Origin of the sequence: Pseudomonas marginalis (genome assembly GCF_900105325.1) — a bacterium.
Classification (GTDB): domain Bacteria; phylum Pseudomonadota; class Gammaproteobacteria; order Pseudomonadales; family Pseudomonadaceae; genus Aquipseudomonas; species Aquipseudomonas marginalis.
In genome coordinates, this window is the sequence record NZ_FNSU01000003.1 from 3490389 (window position 1) to 3506887 (window position 16499).

Here is a 16499-nt window from a genome sequence, read left to right on the forward strand (position 1 = left end):
CTACAGCGCCAGTTGCTCATGGCTGCCATTGAGCTGCCGCAGATGGGCCTGCATGTGCAGGCACCAGATCTGCGGGTCACCCGCCAGCTCATAGCCGTGCAGGGTCAGGCTGTCGACGATCGATTGCAGCATGCTTTCTGCCACGAAGGGCCCATGAAACGGGCCCTGGGACTTGATTGTGGAAGGCTGCTCACCCGTCATTCCGGCGGCAAACAACAAGGTCCACATTCCGTTATCCCCCGCGAGCGGGCGAACGGAACATTCGATTCGGGTAACCAGGCCGAAGCACTGGCGGGTAAGGCAAAGGTTGCGCGGCATGGCGGCGACCCTCGGTAGATCGGTGTTCAGCCTCAACCTATGGCGAGACTGTTTCTATCCAGCGACTCCTGTGGATATCCCTAAGGCTCAGAATAGAATAAAAACACGACAAACCAAGGCTGTAGGGACCAACGGGCGTTGGCCCCTCGGAAGGACGTCAATTTAGTGACGCAACCAGATCCAAATGTGGGAGGGGGCTTGCTCCCGATGCAGTGTGCCAGTCGACATCTACATGACTGACCTATCGCAATCGGGAGCAAGCCCCCTCCCACATGTTTGATCCGGCCTGGCCTCAGAACTCAGGTGGGCTTGGCTTCGGCCAGCGCCTGCTGCGCCAGCTCCTTCTCCGCTTCCTTCAGGTCTTCCTCGCTGATCATCTCGGCAATCGCGCGCAAGCGCTCGACCACGCGGGCATTGACCGTGCCTTCCGGGAACTGCCCCTCGGCGTCCGGCTCACCGGCATCCTCGCCCACCAGCAGGCTCAATGCCTCGTCGGCCTGACGCACCGCATAGATGTGGAATTGCCCGGCGCGCACGGCCTGCAGCACCTTTTCATCCAGCATCAACGTGGCCACGTTGGCCTGGGGAATGATCGCCCCTTGCTCGCCGGTCAGACCGCGGGCTTCGCACAGGCGGAAGAAGCCTTCGATCTTCTCGTTGACCCCGCCCACGGCCTGCACTTCACCAAACTGGTTGATCGAACCGGTGATCGCAAAGCACTGCTTGAGCGGCGTCTTCGACAAGGCCGAGATCAACGTGCAGGCCTCGCCCAGGGACGCGCTGTCACCGTCCACGTAACCGTAGGACTGTTCCAGCGCGATACTCGCCGAGATCGCCAGCGGAAATTCCTGGGCATAGCGGCTGCCCAGGTAACCGGTGAGAATCATCACGCCTTTGGAGTGAATCGGCTGCCCGAGGTTAACTTCACGCTCGATGTCGACGATTCCGCTGCCGCCCGGGTACACCGTGGCGGAAATCCGCGCCGGCACACCGAACGCCGAGTCGCCGACCTCCAGCACCGTCAGCCCGTTGCACTTGCCGACCGCCGCGCCGGCGGTGTCGATCAGGATCACCCCGGCGAGCATATCGTCGAGAATCCGCGCCGACACACGCCCGGTGCGCGTGGCCTTGGCCTTCAGCGCGCGCTCGATATGGCCGGCATCGGTCATCTCATCGCCCGCCAGGTGCCGGATAAAGTCCGCTTCGCTGACCAGCTGGAACAAATCCCCAATACGCGCCGACAAACGGCCCTGGTGCTCCGCCAGCCGTGCGCTGTAGGTGGCCAGCCGCGCCACCGCGTCCGAAGTCAGCGGCGCCATGCCTTCTTCCGAAGTGCGGGTCTTGAGCAACTGGGCGAACTGCTCCAGGCTCTCGTCCACCATCGGAATATCTTCGTCGAAATCCACCAGCACCCGGAACATCTCCTGGAAGTCCGGATCGGCGTCCTGCAGCGCGTAATACAACTGGCGCGAACCGATGATGATGACCTTGACCTGCAATGGGATCATCTGCGGGTTAAGGGTCACGGTGGCCAGGCGGCCCAGTTCGCCCAGGGGCGATTCCATCTTCAGCTTGCGCGACTGCAAGGAACGCTTGAGGGCGTCCCACACAAACGGCTCGCTGAGCATCTTCTCGGCTTCAAGAATCAGGAACCCGCCGTTGGCACGGTGCAAAGCGCCCGGGCGCAACTGGCGATAGGTGGTGTACAGCGCGCCCTGGTCGGTGCTGTATTCGATACGGCCGAACAGGTTGTCGTAGGTCGGGTGCGGTTCAAACACCACCGGCGCGCCACCGTTGACCGGATGGCCCACCACCAGGCTCGGGCAGTATTGCTCTTCGAGCAGCTTGCGGGCCTGGGCGTCGGTCTTGGCGTCGTCCACCAGTTGCTCGACCACGGTTTTCAGCAGGTACACCTGCATGGCCTGCAGGTAACCGCAGACACCGGCGTTCTCCGCGTACTTTTCCGACAGCGGTGCGAGCAAAGGCTGCAAGGCCAGGGTGATGGTTTCTTCGTTGAACTGACGCAGTTGGTTATTGGACTCGCGCTTCCACTGGGGCAGGCTGGCCAACTCCTCGTTGAGGCGTTCTTCCAGCTCGGAAATATCCGTGTGGAAACGCTCGCGATCCACTTCCGGCAGCTGGGAGAACTCGGCCTCATCCAGGGCCTTGCCGTCGAGCATCGGGGTGAAGGCGATGTTGGAACTGTCGCGGTACAGCGCCACGTCCTTTTCCAGGGCCAGGCGCTCGATCACGTCCAGGGCCTTGTCATAGCGCTGGTTGAAAGCGCGGTCGATGGCACTCTTGCGCTGTTGATAAGTCGGGTGTTCGAACACCGCCGGGAAGGTCGCGACGAGGTTGTCGACCAGGCCATTGATATCGGCAATGAACGCCGCCGCACCGCCGCCTGGCAATTCCAGGGCGCGGGGTTCGCGAGGCTCGTCAAAATTATTCACATAGACCCAATCCGCCGGGGTCTGCAGGCGCTTGCCCTCGGCTTTCAGGTAGCGTTTGACGAACGAAAAGCGGCCGGTACCCGGCTCGCCCATGACAAATACGTTGTAGCCGGGGCGCGGCATGGCCACGCCGAACTGCAACGCTTCAACCGCACGTTCCTGGCCAAGCACACCGCGAAAGGGCTCCAAATCATTGGTGGTCGAGAAGCTGAACTGTTCAGCGGAGAAAGGGCGAGTCAGCGCTTCGGGCGCTAGACGCAAGCTGGCAGCAACAGGATCAGGCATCGGGCTTCCTTACATCAGGCGGGGCAGATGACGGCATTCTGGCTCCCTGTTGCGCGCTCTGGCAAGGCGCGCCGTTGGGAAACCCTGGACACGGGAGGCGCCCTGCAAAAAAAATCGCGACATTGCTGATTGTTTTATAAAAACACACGGAACCCTTGGAACGTGCCTAAACTCCAAACTGCGCGGGTTGGACTAATAACCGATCCCGAGGGCGCTATGAAGTGCCTGAACCCTTGTCCATTGGTTTGCACACAAAGAGAACAAAGCTATGAAACGGATCCTTCTCGGTACTCTCTTCACCGTCGTCTCCCTCAATGCAATGGCTGAAGCACCAGGTGGCCCGAACTGCGGTTGGGGCAACATGTTGTTCGAAGGCCAGCGCGGTACTCCAGCTCACTTCCTGGCTTCCACCACCAACGGTACTTCGGGTAACGCCACCTTCGGCATGACCTCGGGCACCAACGGTTGCAGCACCAACAGCGCGCTGACCTACGGCGGCAAGTCCTGGATTGCCATGAATGGCATGATGAACGAGCTGTCCGAAGACATGGCCAAGGGTAATGGCGAAGCACTGACCACCTACGCCGTGGTACTGGGCGTTGCTCCGGAAGATCGCGAGCACTTCGCTGCCGTGGCTCACGAACACTTCCAGCAAATCTTCAGCAAGGCCGATGTGACCGCTGAAGACGTGCACAACAACACCCTGGCTGTACTGAAAGGCGATGCCCGTCTGGCGAAATACGCTACCCAGGCTTAAGCTCGTCCTGCCCGCGCCTACCCAGGCGCGGGTTTTATTTTTTGGACCCGCCTCTCCTTGGGTCTCTCTAATTTCCGACTTAAGTTGCCCCTATGCTCAAACGCTTTGCCTGGATGGCACTCTTTGCCTGCGCCCCGCTGTACGCGGCACCGCATCTTGATGATCAACGTTTGCAGCAACTGGCCAATGATCCGTTCTGGCTTTCTCTGGGCCATTACGAAGCCGGCAAAGTCAGTGGCTGGCGCAGCTATGTCAGTGAAAAGAAATTCTTCCTCGCCGCCGATGGCGCCCACCACCCGGATGCAGAACTCAAGGCCACCGTTGAAGCGCTTTACGCTCCGGCCAGCCTGGGTGAAAAACACGCCCAATGCGTTTACCCCGCACGTACCCGCTGGCTCAAGGATCAGTTGCACCTCACTGACCTGCCCGCCGTGGACTGCAAGGAATTCAAGCAATGGTTCAAGGACGTCGCCCCCCATAGCGCGGTGATGATCTTCCCGGCGGCCTACCTCAACAGTCCGTCGTCGATGTTCGGCCATACCCTGCTGCGTATCGACCAGGCCGACGTGCAGAGCAACAAGACTGCGCTGCTCAGCTACGCGATCAACTTCGGCGCCTACATCGAAGGCTCGGACAACAGCATCCTCTACGCATGGAAAGGCCTGATGGGCGGCTACCCCGGCCTGTTCGCCCTGGTGCCCTACCAGGAAAAACTCTCCGAATACCGCAGCCTCGAAAACCGCGACCTGTGGGAATACCGCCTCAACCTCACCCAGGTCGAGACCGAGCGCATGGTCGAGCACGTGTGGGAGCTCAAGCAGATCCAGTTCGACTACTTTTTCTTCGATGAAAACTGCTCCTATCGCCTGCTGGAACTGCTGCAAGTGGCGCGCCCCGGCCTGCGCCTGACCGAGCAATTCCCGCTTACCGCGATCCCCACCGACACGGTCAAGGCCGTGAAGGATGCGGGACTGGTGGAAAAGATCGACTACCGCCCCTCCCGCGAGCGCGAGTTGCTGGAGCGTGCCAAGCCGCTGAACAGCGACGAGCAACAATGGGTACTGAAGGTCAGCGACGACCAGCAACAACTGCAGGAACCGGCCTTTAAAGCGTTGCCTCGCGACCGCCAGGCCCTGATCATCGACGCCGCCTACCGCCTGGGCCGCTACCGTGCCAATGGCCTCGAGCGCGACACCGCGCGCTCCCAACGCAGCTTCGAACTGCTGCGCGCGATCAACCAGAACCCCGCGCCCGACCTGACGATCACGCCCCCCGGCCTGCCCGAAAACGGCCATGAGTCCCGCACCTGGCAAGCCGGCATCGGCACCCGTGGCGACAAGGCCTTCGGCGAATACGGCCTGCGCATGGCCTACCACGACCTCAACGACAACGCCGAAGGCTTCCCCCTCGGCGCCCAGATCGAAATCCTGCAGATGAAACTGCGCCAGTACGAAGGCAACCACTGGCAACTGCAGCAACTGGACCTGGCCACCATCCGCTCCCTGACCCCGCGCAACGCCTTGCTGCAGCCGTGGTCCTGGCAAGTCACCGGTGGCCTGGAGCGCGTGCCCGGTAAACACGACGACGAAACCCTGGTCGCCCACGTCAACGGCGGCGCCGGCGGCACCTGGCAACTGCGCGACGACATGCTCGGCTTCGCCCTCGGCACCGTGCGTGTGGAACACAACAACGACTTCAACGAAGCCATCTCCCCCGCTGCCGGGTTCAATACCGGCGTGCTGTGGAAAAACCCCCTGGGCAACTTGAGCCTGGAGGCTAAAGGAGACTTCTTCACCAATGGCGAGGTACGTCGCAGCCTCAGCCTGAACCAGCAGTGGGAACTGTCCCGCAACCTCGGCCTGCGCCTGAGTGCACAGCGCGAGTACAGCCACTTGTCGACGCCGGTGAATGAAGTGATGCTTGAGGTGAAGTGGTATCACTACTGACTAACACCTTTTGTCAGCATTGCCCGCACAATCAGGAGTTCACTCGACATGGCCGTTACCTGCACCACCCTTGAAGAAGTTCGAAACAACATCGACCGCCTCGACCAGCAAATCGTCACCCTGCTGTCCGAACGCGGCCGCTACGTCTCCCAGGCGGCACGCTTCAAAAAAGATACCGATGGCGTCAAGGCCCCGCAGCGGGTCGAGCAGGTGATCGCCAAGGTGCGGGATCTGGCGCAGACCGTGGGCGCCAACCCCGAGGTGACCGAGCAGGTCTATCGCGCAATGATCGCGGCGTTTATCCAGCAGGAATTGGCGGAACATTCAGTCCTGACGAAAGCAGGAAAGCCACAAACCTAATTCATAAAACTGACCTGCTCAGAATTTTCAAACTTTTGCCTGCAAGTACAAATTACTATTCGGCTTCCAACCTATTGATAAATAGGCAGGAAATTTCCGACAATTTTTTAGCTTTTTTCAGTCGAAACAAACTGTCTCTCACTCCATTTTCTTTGTGAGGATTTGTGTCTAGTATCGAATGGCAGTCAATTTGCCATCACATCTATACACGGATTCGAATAGGGTAAGAGGCTTATATGGAATTTTTTGAAAAGCTCACCAATCTGGCAGCAAAAGTTCGGTTGCAAGGCCCCGCCATCCAAACAGAAGAAGCAACAAAAAACGCTTTCGTAATGCCTTTTATCAACACGGTTTTGGGTTACGACGTGTTTGATCCACAGGAGGTAACGCCTGAGTTTGTCTGCGACATAGGGACAAAAAAAGGCGAAAAAATCGACTACGCGATTATGAAAAACGGAGAGGTTCAAATACTCATCGAATGCAAAAAAATCGGCGAGTCATTGAGCATTAATCACGCATCACAGCTGTTTCGATACTTTCACGTCACAAGCGCAAGAATCTCAATTCTCACGAACGGCCAGGTCTACAGGTTTTTCACCGACCTGGATGCACCTAATAAAATGGACGAAAAACCATTTTTAGAATTAGATTTGCTGGACATTGATGAGTACTCCGTACCGGAGCTGATAAAGCTTACAAAGTCGGCCTTTGATGTCGACTCAATCATCAATGCTGCGGGGGAGTTGAAATACGTCAGCCAGCTAAAGAAGCTTATTGGCGCCCAAGTCAATAAACCTGAAGACGACTTCGTGAAATTTTTCGCATCCCGCGTTTACGAGGGAGCAATCACGCAGAAAGTCCGTGAGCAATTTTTCGAACTGACACGAAAAGCGTTAGCTCAGTTTCTGAATGACCAAATCAATGACCGGCTCAAGTCAGCTATGAGCGGCGCCATTCAGCCGACGGTAGCGTCACTGACCATGGCGAACAGCACAAATGTCGACATTCAGGATCGAGACGAGTCAGAAGATAAAATCCTGACAACGCTTGAAGAGCTTGAGGGCTATCACATCGTTCGGGCTGTCGTCCGCTCCGTTGTCGATGCCAAAAGAATCGTTCAACGAGACACTCAAAGTTATTTTGGCATCCTGCTGGACGACAACAATCGTAAACCGATTTGTCGCCTTCACTTCAACAGAAGTCAGAAATACCTCGGAATATTCGACGAGGAGAAAAATGAGACTCGGCATGCTATCTCATCCATTGATGAGATTTATGAGTACGCCGATCAGTTGAAAAGGACCGTGGGCTATTACGCCTGAAGGCTAGATTAGATCGAGCAACACTTATTCAATACGAGTGAAATCTGTGGCGAGCGGGCTTGTCCCGCGTTGGGGTGCGAAGCGCCCCTGATGAAGACAAATGTGGTGTATCAGACACTCCTCTGCGCCTGGTTTTGGGGCTGCTGCGCAGCCCAACGCGGGACAAGCCCGCTCACCACAAAAATGCGCTTGCCTGAAATTATTTATGCAAGACTCAAGACTTTAGTGTGAAACTTTAACTCTTTAAAATCAGTGAGTTATTTTAAGTTTGATAAGAGCTTGCTTCCGCTGGGCTGCGCAGCAGCCACCGAACCAAGCGAAGCGTTCCTACCGAAAAAATATCCACCGTCAGCATTGGGGCAGCTTTGCGGTCCTACGGAAGCCAGCGCCCTCGCCACAGTTTCAGTGCCCACCGCTCGATCTCATCGTGCTCCACACCTTTCTCACACCCCTTTCACGCCTCCCCGACAAATCCCTATCTAGACTTCCCCTATCAGCCGTGAAACGGCCAGGGAGCAAGCAATGTGGCGGTATGCAGTAATGCTGTGTGCGGTGGTGTGGCTATCGGGTTGCCAGTCAACCCATCAGGAATTGCTGGCTCGGGGCTATCCGCCCGCCTTTGCCGATGGTTTTGACGATGGGTGCAGCAGCGGTCGCCAGGCGGCGGGGGTGATCACCGGGGTGTTTCGCAAAAACGTGCCGCGTTACCTGAAAGACCGGGTCTACGCCGAAGGCTGGGAGGATGGTTTTCGCCAGTGCAAGGCCATGCGCGAGAAAGAGGAGCTGCGCGACTACAAGGACAATCACTGGGATGACCGTGAACGCGCCTGGCAACAGGAGAAGAACCGGGATGCTGCGCGGGCCTATCGCTCGCAATAGGTCGCTTTCAGACATTCATCGAAACTAAAGCGCGGCGAACATGGCCCAAGCTCCATAGAGGGAGAACGTCATGAGCCGAGCTTTTGTAAATGAGGACAACGCCGCCGCCCAGGCCGATCAGCCGGTGGAGCGCCAGGTCAGTGAGCAGCCCAATCGCCTGACCGCGCAAGGGTTGGCGCAATTGCAGGCCAAGGTTACGCAGCTACAAGCCGCGCACAGCGCCGAGTCCGCCAAGGGCGAACAGGCCGATAAGCAGCGCCAGGCCGACCTTGAGCGAGATTTGCGCTACTTCAACCAGCGCGTGCAAAGCGCCCAGGTGGTGGCGCCCGCTACGTCTACCGACAAGGTGCAGATCGGCAGCTGGGTGACGTTCGCCAATGAGCATGACGAGCAGCAGCGCATTCAATTGGTCGGGGAAGACCAGGCCGATGCCGGCGCCGGCCTGATCAACTGGGGCTCGCCCCTGGGCCGTGCCTTGCTGGGCGCCCAGGTGGGGGACGAGGTACTGTGGAAGCGCCCCGTCGGCGACCAGTTGATCGAAGTGCTGCGCATCGAGGCCAAGGCCTAGACGATGCCTTGGGCCAGCATCGCGTCGGCAACCTTGACGAAGCCCGCAATGTTCGCGCCCTTCACGTAGTTGATCCGACCGTTCTCTTCGCCGTAGTGCACACAGGCATGGTGGATCGACTGCATGATGTTGTGCAGCTTGCTGTCCACTTCACCGGCGGTCCACAACAGGCGCATGGCGTTCTGCGACATCTCCAGGCCGCTTACGGCGACGCCGCCGGCATTCGATGCCTTGCCCGGCGCAAACAGGATGCCCGCCTCGATAAAGATATCCACAGCCTCAAGGGTGGTCGGCATGTTGGCGCCTTCGGCCACGCAGATGCAGCCGTTGCGCAGCAGCGTGCGGGCCGCTTCGGCGTCGAGTTCGTTCTGGGTAGCGCATGGCAGGGCAATGTCGCAGGCCAGCTCCCAAGGGGTTTTGCCGGCGCGGAACTCCAGGCCGTAACGGCCGGCCAGTTCGCTGATGCGCCCGCGCTGCACGTTTTTCAGCTCCAGCAGCGCCAACCATTGTTCCTCGGTCAAGCCGCTTTCGGCGTAGAGCGTGCCTTCGGAGTCAGACAGGGAAATCACCTTGCCGCCCAGGTCCATGACCTTGCGCGCCGCGTATTGGGCAACGTTGCCGGAGCCGGAGACCGCGACACGCTTGCCTTCCACTCGCAGGCCGTCGCGCTTGAGCATTTCTTCGGCGAAGTACACACACCCGAACCCGGTGGCTTCCGGGCGGATCAGGCTGCCGCCGTAGGTCATGCCCTTGCCGGTCAGCACCGAGGTGAATTGGTTGCTCAGGCGCTTGTACTGGCCGAACAGGAAGCCAATCTCACGGGCGCCCACACCGATGTCGCCGGCCGGCACGTCCACGTCTGCGCCGATATGGCGGTACAGCTCGCTCATGAACGCCTGGCAGAAGCGCATGACTTCGGCATCGCTCTTGCCTTTGGGATCAAAATCCGAGCCGCCCTTGCCGCCGCCCATGGGCAGCGAAGTCAGGGAATTCTTGAAGGTCTGCTCGAAGGCGAGGAATTTCAGCACCCCCAGGTTTACCGACGGGTGGAAACGCAGGCCGCCCTTGTAGGGGCCGATGGCGCTGTTCATCTGGATACGAAAGCCGCGGTTGACCTGGACCTTGCCGTGATCATCCACCCACGACACCCGAAAGGTAATCGCGCGCTCCGGCTCGCAGATGCGCTCCAGGATGCCCGAGGCCAGGTAATGGGGATTGGCTTCAAGAAACGGCCACAGGCTGCGTAGGACTTCTTCTACGGCCTGGTGGAATTCCGGCTGGTCGGGGTCGCGTTTTTTCAGGCGGGCGAGGAAGGATTCGACGGATTCGATCATGAGAAGTCTCGGCAAATTGATTGTTTTTAAATGAGATTGAGCCGGACTTTATCAATTCATGTCGCACCGCGACAGGGCAAAATGTCGCTTTTGTGAATTTAAATGGTGCATTAGATATAAATAAACCCAGGAAATAGGGATTTATCGCACTTAAAAAGTGATTACCCACCCACGGCATGCACCAACAAGGAAACAGCTATCGGGAGCAAGCCCCCTCCCACATTTGAGTTGTGAACACATTCAAAAATGTGGGAGGGGGCTTGAACCCGATAGGGCCGTCAAAAACACTGCAAAACCCCAGCCCCAAAAAAAAACGGAGTCCGAGGACTCCGCTTTTTTCACACCAGCCGGATCAGGCCAGTTTTTTGTGCCGTACACGGTGCGGCTGGGCAGCCGCTTCGCCCAGGCGCTTTTTACGGTCCGCTTCGTACTCGGTGTAGTTGCCTTCGAAGAACACCGCTTGCGAGTCGTCTTCGTACGCCAGGATGTGGGTCGCGACGCGGTCAAGGAACCACCGATCGTGAGAGATCACAATGGCGGCGCCCGGGAAGTCCAGCAGGGCTTCTTCCAGGGAACGCAGGGTTTCAACGTCGAGGTCGTTGGACGGTTCGTCGAGCAGCAGGACGTTGCCGCCCTCTTTCAGGGTCAGGGCCAGGTGTAAGCGACCGCGCTCACCACCGGACAGGTCCTTGACGAACTTCTGCTGGTCGCCGCCCTTGAAGTTGAAACGGCCGACGTAGGTGCGCGACGGGATTTCATAGTTGCCGATGCGGATCTGGTCGGAACCGTCGGAAATTTGCTGGAACACAGTCTTGCTGCCATCCAGGTCTTCGCGGCTCTGGTCCACGCAGGCCAGTTGCACGGTTTCGCCGATTTCGATGCTGCCCGAATCCGGCGTTTCCTTGCCCATCAGCATGCGGAACAGGGTGGATTTACCCGCACCGTTACCACCAATTACGCCGACGATCGCGCCTTTTGGCATGGAGAACGACAGGTTGTCGATCAGCACGCGGTCGCCATAGCCTTTGCACACGTTCTTGAACTCGATGACCTTGTCACCCAGGCGCGGGCCGGCCGGAATATAGATCTCGTTGGTTTCGCTGCGCTTCTGGAATTCCTGCGACTGCATTTCTTCGAAGCGTTGCAGACGGGCCTTGGATTTGGACTGGCGGGCCTTGGCGCCTTTGCGCACCCACTCCAGTTCTTCCTTCATGGCTTTTTCGTGGGCCGATTGCTGCTTGGATTCGGCGGCCAGACGGTCGGACTTGGCTTCGAGCCAACCGGAGTAGTTGCCCTCGTAAGGGATACCGGCGCCACGGTCGAGCTCGAGGATCCAGCCGGCAACGTTGTCGAGGAAGTAGCGGTCGTGCGTGATCGCAACCACGGTGCCCGGGAAATCGTGCAGGAAGTGCTCCAGCCAGGCGACGGAGTCGGCGTCCAGGTGGTTGGTCGGTTCGTCGAGCAGCAGCATGTCGGGAGCGGACAGCAGCAGGCGGCACAGGGCCACACGACGTTTTTCACCACCGGACAGGAATTCGACCTTGGCGTCCCAGGCCGGCAGGCGCAGCGCATCGGCGGCGACTTCCAGCTGGCGCTCCAGGTTGTGACCGTCGCCGGCCTGCAGGATGGCTTCGAGCTTGGCTTGTTCAGCGGCCAGCTTGTCGAAGTCGGCGTCCGGTTCAGCGTAGGCGGCGTAGACCTCGTCCAGGCGGGCCTGGGCGTCCTTGATCACGCTGACGGCCTCTTCGACCACTTCACGCACGGTCTTGGTCGGGTCCAGGATCGGCTCCTGGGGCAGGTAACCGATGTTCAGTTCCGGCATCGGGCGGGCTTCGCCTTCGAACTCGGTGTCGACGCCGGCCATGATTTTCAGCAGCGTGGACTTACCCGAACCGTTGAGGCCGAGCACGCCGATCTTGGCGCCGGGGAAGAAGGACAGCGAAATGTTTTTCAGGATTTCCCGCTTCGGAGGGACAACTTTTCCCAGCCGATGCATGGTGAAGACGTATTGAGCCATGGTGAACCTAGCGTCAGTGACTGATGAATTAAGCGGGCGAAGCCCGTGCCAGGCCATGCGCCGCGCGGGCCGTTGACTATCATCAATGCCAGCGAGCGGAAAAAGCCTGAATGTCTGGGGCTGGAACGCCCCCGCGTAACCGGCAAAGCTACCTGAATGCGCTTGGTCAGTCCAGCCAAGCGGGGCTGGCACTTTGCCACAAGTCAAGGCATGCTAGCCGCCCTTCGGGCGTCCGGCTTATAGTGCACGTCGCGCGCCAGTCCAGCCAAACCGCAGGATCACAGCTTGTCCAAAGTCACGCCGCCAACGCCCTTGCGCGCCGCTCATGTAGCGCCGGGAACGCCCCTGCACGGCACCCTCAAAGGCGCATTGGCGACGCTTGTCCTCCTGCTGCTCGCGTTATTGTTCTGGCAACTGCTGGACCAGTTGCAGCAAAACCAGAAAAACCAACAGCAATACACCATCGACTACAGCGCCGACCTGGCTGAACAGATCAGCCTGAGCATGGCCCTGAGCGCAAAAATTGCCCTGAACCTGCTACCGATGGTCGAGCCGCCGCGCGACATCGAACAGCAACAGGCCTTGACGCGCACGTTGCAGCGCTCGCTGCCGGAACTTCGCAGTATCGCCCTGCTGGCGCCCAGCGGCGCGATGATCAGCGACAGCGCCAATGACAGCCAGGACAGCGCCTGGCTGGAAGAGTTGGTGCAGCGCAGCCACGGCCAACCCTACTACCTGAGCAATAACAACGACGGCACCCTCATCTATCTGCTGCTGCACCAGCCCAGCGGCGGCTCAAGGATGTACTGGGCGCTGCGCCTGGCACCCGAGTCCCTGGTCAACCTGACCCGCCAGGACAGCCAGGGCCAACGGCCGATGTGGGCCATCGAGAACCGCCTGAACCACCGTGTGGTCAGCCGCGACAGCGGCATGCCGGCGCAATGGGGCGACGCCCTGACCCCGGATGACCTGAATAAAAGCGTGCTGGTCACGCCCCTGAGCAAAAGCGACTGGCAGTTGCGCGGGATGTTCGACCGCGCAGCCGTGCTGGAACAACTGCTGCCGGCGTTTATCGGTAAATGCCTGCTGGGCCTGGCCTTCTCGCTGATCCCCGTGATCGTGTTGCTGAATATGCGTCGCCGCCAGCGCCAGGTGCATGAAGGCCGGCGTCGGTATCAGGATATTTTCGAAGGCACCGGCGTCGCCCTGTGCGTACTTGACCTGTCGGGCCTGAATGCATTCTTTGGCAAGGTGAACTTGCAGACCCGCGAGCAACTGCACGCCTGGCTGCAAAGCTCCCCCGAGGAATGCCGGCAGTTGCTCACCGAACTGCGCATCACCGAGATCAACCAGGTGGCGGTGAGCCTGCTCAGAGTGGGCTCCTGCGAGGAAGCGTGGGAGCGGCTGATCGATGATTGCCCGCGCAACACCACGTCCATCGGACATCAGATACTCGAAGCGGTCCTGACCCAACAGAATCAGCTTGAGTTGGAAATCCAGCTCAAGGATGTAGCCGGCAACGAACAATACCTTTGGATGGTGATGCGCCTGCCGGAACAGCAGGACGACTTCAAGGCGGTGATCCTCAGCATCAGCGACATCACCAGCCGCAAGCTGATCGAACTGTCGTTGGTGGAACGTGAAAGCTTCTGGTCGGACGTGGTGCGCACCGTGCCCGACCACTTGTATGTGCAGGACGTGATCAGCCAGCGCATGATCTTCAGCAACCACCATCTGGGCCACACCCTCGGCTATACCAAGGCCGAACTGCAGCAAATGGGCGAGTATTTCTGGGAAATCCTGCTGCACCCCGAAGACGCCGAGCATTACCACGATTTGCGCCAGCAGCAACGCCAGGCCGGCTACGCGACGCAGTTGCACTGCCAGTTGCGCTTTCGCCATCGCAACAACCAATGGCGGCGCTTTGATATCCGCGAGCAGGCCCTGGCGCGGGACAAGTCGGCGCAAGTCACGCGCATCATCGGTGTGGCCAAGGACATCACCGACCAGATCGAAGCCAGCGAGTCCCTGCGCGACAGCGAAAAGCGCTACCGCATGCTGGCCGAAAGCATCAGCGACGTGATCTGCTCCACCGACAGCCAACTGGCCCTCAACTACATCAGCCCGTCGGTCAACGCCGTGCTGGGTTACGACGTGGACTGGGTATTCAAGAACGGCTGGCAGTCGATCATCGCCAACCCCCAGCAACTGACCGGCATCTATAGCTTGCTGGAACAGGTCAGCCGGGCGCTGGGCGATCCCGACGCGCTGAACAGACTCCGCGATCAAGTGCAGACCCAATTGTTCCTGTTCGACTGCCTGCGCGCCGACGGCCGCAAGGTGCCGATCGAGCTGCGCCTGGTGCTGGTATGGGATGAGCACGGCGCCTTCGAAGGCGTCCTCGGCGTGGGCCGCGATATCAGCCAGCAACGCCGCGCGGAAAAAGACCTGCGCATGGCCGCCACCGTATTCGAACACTCCACGTCGGCGATCCTGATCACCGACCCGGCCGGTTATATCGTGCAGGCCAACGAGGCGTTCAGCCGGGTCAGCGGTTATGCGGTAAGCGATGTACTCGACCAGTTGCCGAACATGCTCACCCTCGACGAACAACAGGAAGCCCACCTGCGCTATGTGCTCAAGCAATTGCACCAGCACAGCACCTGGGAAGGCGAAGTGTGGCTCAAGCGCCGTAACGGCGAGCACTACCCGGCCTGGGTCGGCATTACGGCGGTGTTCGACGACGAAGGCGACCTGGCCAGTTATGTGTGTTTCTTCAGTGATATCAGCGAACGCAAGGCCAGCGAACAGCGCATCCACCGCCTGGCCTATTACGACGCCCTGACCCACCTGCCCAACCGCACGCTGTTCCAGGACCGCCTGCACACCGCGCTGCAATCAGCCGAACGGCAGAAGTCGTGGGTGGTGCTGATGTTCCTTGACCTTGACCGTTTCAAGCCGATCAACGACTCCCTGGGCCACGCGGCCGGCGACCGCATGCTCAAGGAAATGGCGACCCGCCTGCTCGGCTGCGTGGCCGAAGACGACACCGTGGCACGCATGGGCGGCGACGAGTTCACGTTGCTGCTGCAACCGCGGGTCAACCGCGAAATGGCGCTGAACCGCGCGATCCATGTGGCCGAGCAGATCCTCGCCAGCCTGGTGAAGCCCTTCGTGCTGGAGGGTCGCGAGTTCTTTGTAACCGCCAGTATCGGCATCGCACTCAGCCCCCAGGACGGCAACGAGCTGAGCCAGTTGATGAAAAACGCCGACACCGCGATGTATCACGCCAAGGAACGCGGCAAGAACAACTTCCAGTTCTACCAGGCCGATATGAACGCCAGCGCCCTGGAACGCCTGGAACTGGAGAGCGACCTGCGCCACGCCCTGGAGCAGGACGAATTCGTGCTCTATTACCAGCCGCAGTTCAGCGGCGACGGCAAACGCCTGACCGGCGCCGAGGCGTTGCTGCGCTGGCGCCACCCACGCCGTGGCCTGGTGCCGCCGGGGGACTTCATTCCGGTGCTTGAAGAGCTGGGCCTGGTGGTGGACGTGGGCGACTGGGTGATCAGCGAAGCCTGTCGCCAGCTCAAGACCTGGCACCAGAACAAGGTGCGGGTGCCGAAAGTCTCGGTGAACATCTCCGCGCGGCAGTTCTCCGACGGCCAACTGGGTACGCGCATCGCCACCATCCTCAAGGACACCGGCCTGCCGCCGGCGTGCCTGGAGCTGGAGCTGACCGAAAGTATCCTGATGCGCGAAGTCAACGAAGCCATGCACATCCTCGACAGCCTGAAAAACCTGGGCCTGAGCATCGCGGTGGACGACTTCGGCACCGGTTATTCGTCCCTCAACTACCTCAAGCAATTCCCCATCGACGTGCTGAAAATCGACCGCACCTTCGTCGATGGCCTGCCCTCCGGCGAGCAGGATGCACAAATCGCCCGCGCCATTATCGCCATGGCCCACAGCCTCAACCTGGCGGTGATTGCCGAAGGTGTGGAAACCCATGAGCAGCTGGACTTCCTGCGCGAGCATGGTTGCGACGAGGTGCAGGGGTATCTGTTCGGGCGGCCGATGCCGGCACATCGGTTCGAGGCGCAGTTCAGCAATGATGCGCTGTTCATGTTCGATTGAGCGGTGTGATGAGGCCGGCACAGTCACCACCCATCCCGAGATGAGCCCCGCTTGTCCGCGACATGATGTCCTTTCATATGCCATCTAAAACCCATTGGGTTAGAATGCCCTCCTTTTCTGCCC

The 16499-nt window shown here is 59.6% G+C and carries 11 protein-coding genes; 7 read left to right on the forward strand and 4 right to left on the reverse strand.

The features are described from left to right. The gene (locus BLW22_RS25480; RefSeq protein ID WP_027605329.1) at nt 1–318 is read right to left on the reverse strand and encodes a PA4575 family protein; all 318 of its coding nucleotides are present in this window, start codon (nt 316–318) and stop codon (nt 1–3) included. A 299-nt stretch (nt 319–617) separates the two neighbouring features. Further along, nucleotides 618–3056: a Lon protease family protein gene (locus tag BLW22_RS25485; RefSeq protein WP_065925342.1), complete on the reverse strand. Its 2439-nt coding sequence runs from the start codon at nt 3054–3056 to the stop codon at nt 618–620. Nucleotides 3057–3324: 268 nt separating this feature from the next. On the opposite strand from BLW22_RS25485, the gene BLW22_RS25490 reads away from it, so the two are divergent. The 6 genes from BLW22_RS25490 (at nt 3325) to BLW22_RS25515 (ending at nt 8888) form a co-directional block, all read left to right on the forward strand. Beyond that, nucleotides 3325–3813 carry a DUF3015 domain-containing protein gene (locus tag BLW22_RS25490; protein ID WP_027605327.1) on the forward strand — a complete coding sequence of 163 codons (489 nt, stop codon included), beginning with the start codon at nt 3325–3327 and terminating at the stop codon, nt 3811–3813. Nucleotides 3814–3905: 92 nt separating this feature from the next. Beyond that, nucleotides 3906–5759 (forward strand): Lnb N-terminal periplasmic domain-containing protein, encoded by a 1854-nt coding sequence (locus tag BLW22_RS25495; RefSeq protein ID WP_074847697.1) that lies wholly within the window; start codon nt 3906–3908, stop codon nt 5757–5759. 48 nt (nt 5760–5807) lie between these two features. Beyond that, on the forward strand, nt 5808–6119 hold the full coding sequence (locus BLW22_RS25500; RefSeq protein WP_074847698.1) for a chorismate mutase: 312 nt from the start codon (nt 5808–5810) through the stop codon (nt 6117–6119). 236 nt (nt 6120–6355) lie between these two features. Further along, a complete protein-coding gene (locus BLW22_RS25505; protein ID WP_074847699.1) occupies nt 6356–7441 on the forward strand; it encodes a type I restriction endonuclease in 1086 nt (361 codons plus the stop codon). 522 nt (nt 7442–7963) lie between these two features. Beyond that, nucleotides 7964–8320, forward strand: coding sequence for a hypothetical protein (locus BLW22_RS25510; protein WP_074847700.1), 357 nt, complete (start codon nt 7964–7966; stop codon nt 8318–8320). 70 nt (nt 8321–8390) lie between these two features. Beyond that, the gene (locus BLW22_RS25515; RefSeq protein ID WP_074847701.1) at nt 8391–8888 is read left to right on the forward strand and encodes a GreA/GreB family elongation factor; all 498 of its coding nucleotides are present in this window, start codon (nt 8391–8393) and stop codon (nt 8886–8888) included. Here BLW22_RS25515 and gdhA read toward each other — a convergent pair. Further along, entirely contained in the window at nt 8885–10222 is a 1338-nt protein-coding gene (gene gdhA, locus BLW22_RS25520; RefSeq protein WP_074847702.1) for an NADP-specific glutamate dehydrogenase, read from the reverse strand. The genes BLW22_RS25515 and gdhA overlap by 4 nt on opposite strands. 352 nt (nt 10223–10574) lie before the next feature. Then, nucleotides 10575–12239, reverse strand: a complete 1665-nt coding sequence (gene ettA, locus BLW22_RS25525) for an energy-dependent translational throttle protein EttA (protein WP_065925348.1) — start codon at nt 12237–12239, stop codon at nt 10575–10577. A gap of 285 nt (nt 12240–12524) precedes the next feature. Between ettA and BLW22_RS25530 the strand changes: the two genes are divergently transcribed. Next, a complete protein-coding gene (locus BLW22_RS25530) occupies nt 12525–16376 on the forward strand; it encodes a bifunctional diguanylate cyclase/phosphodiesterase (protein WP_074847703.1) in 3852 nt (1283 codons plus the stop codon). Nucleotides 16377–16499 lie beyond the last annotated feature (123 nt).

Bases quoted from the DNA above. Each gene is read 5' to 3' on its own strand.
- BLW22_RS25490 (WP_027605327.1), top strand. From the start codon at position 3,325: ATGAAACGGATCCTTCTCGGTACTCTCTTCACCGTCGTCTCCCTCAAT.
- BLW22_RS25515 (WP_074847701.1), top strand. From the start codon at position 8,391: ATGAGCCGAGCTTTTGTAAATGAGGACAACGCCGCCGCCCAGGCCGAT.
- ettA (WP_065925348.1), bottom strand. From the start codon at position 12,239: ATGGCTCAATACGTCTTCACCATGCATCGGCTGGGAAAAGTTGTCCCT.
- BLW22_RS25510 (WP_074847700.1), top strand. From the start codon at position 7,964: ATGTGGCGGTATGCAGTAATGCTGTGTGCGGTGGTGTGGCTATCGGGT.
- BLW22_RS25505 (WP_074847699.1), top strand. From the start codon at position 6,356: ATGGAATTTTTTGAAAAGCTCACCAATCTGGCAGCAAAAGTTCGGTTG.
- BLW22_RS25500 (WP_074847698.1), top strand. From the start codon at position 5,808: ATGGCCGTTACCTGCACCACCCTTGAAGAAGTTCGAAACAACATCGAC.
- BLW22_RS25480 (WP_027605329.1), bottom strand. From the start codon at position 318: ATGCCGCGCAACCTTTGCCTTACCCGCCAGTGCTTCGGCCTGGTTACC.
- gdhA (WP_074847702.1), bottom strand. From the start codon at position 10,222: ATGATCGAATCCGTCGAATCCTTCCTCGCCCGCCTGAAAAAACGCGAC.
- BLW22_RS25485 (WP_065925342.1), bottom strand. From the start codon at position 3,056: ATGCCTGATCCTGTTGCTGCCAGCTTGCGTCTAGCGCCCGAAGCGCTG.
- BLW22_RS25495 (WP_074847697.1), top strand. From the start codon at position 3,906: ATGCTCAAACGCTTTGCCTGGATGGCACTCTTTGCCTGCGCCCCGCTG.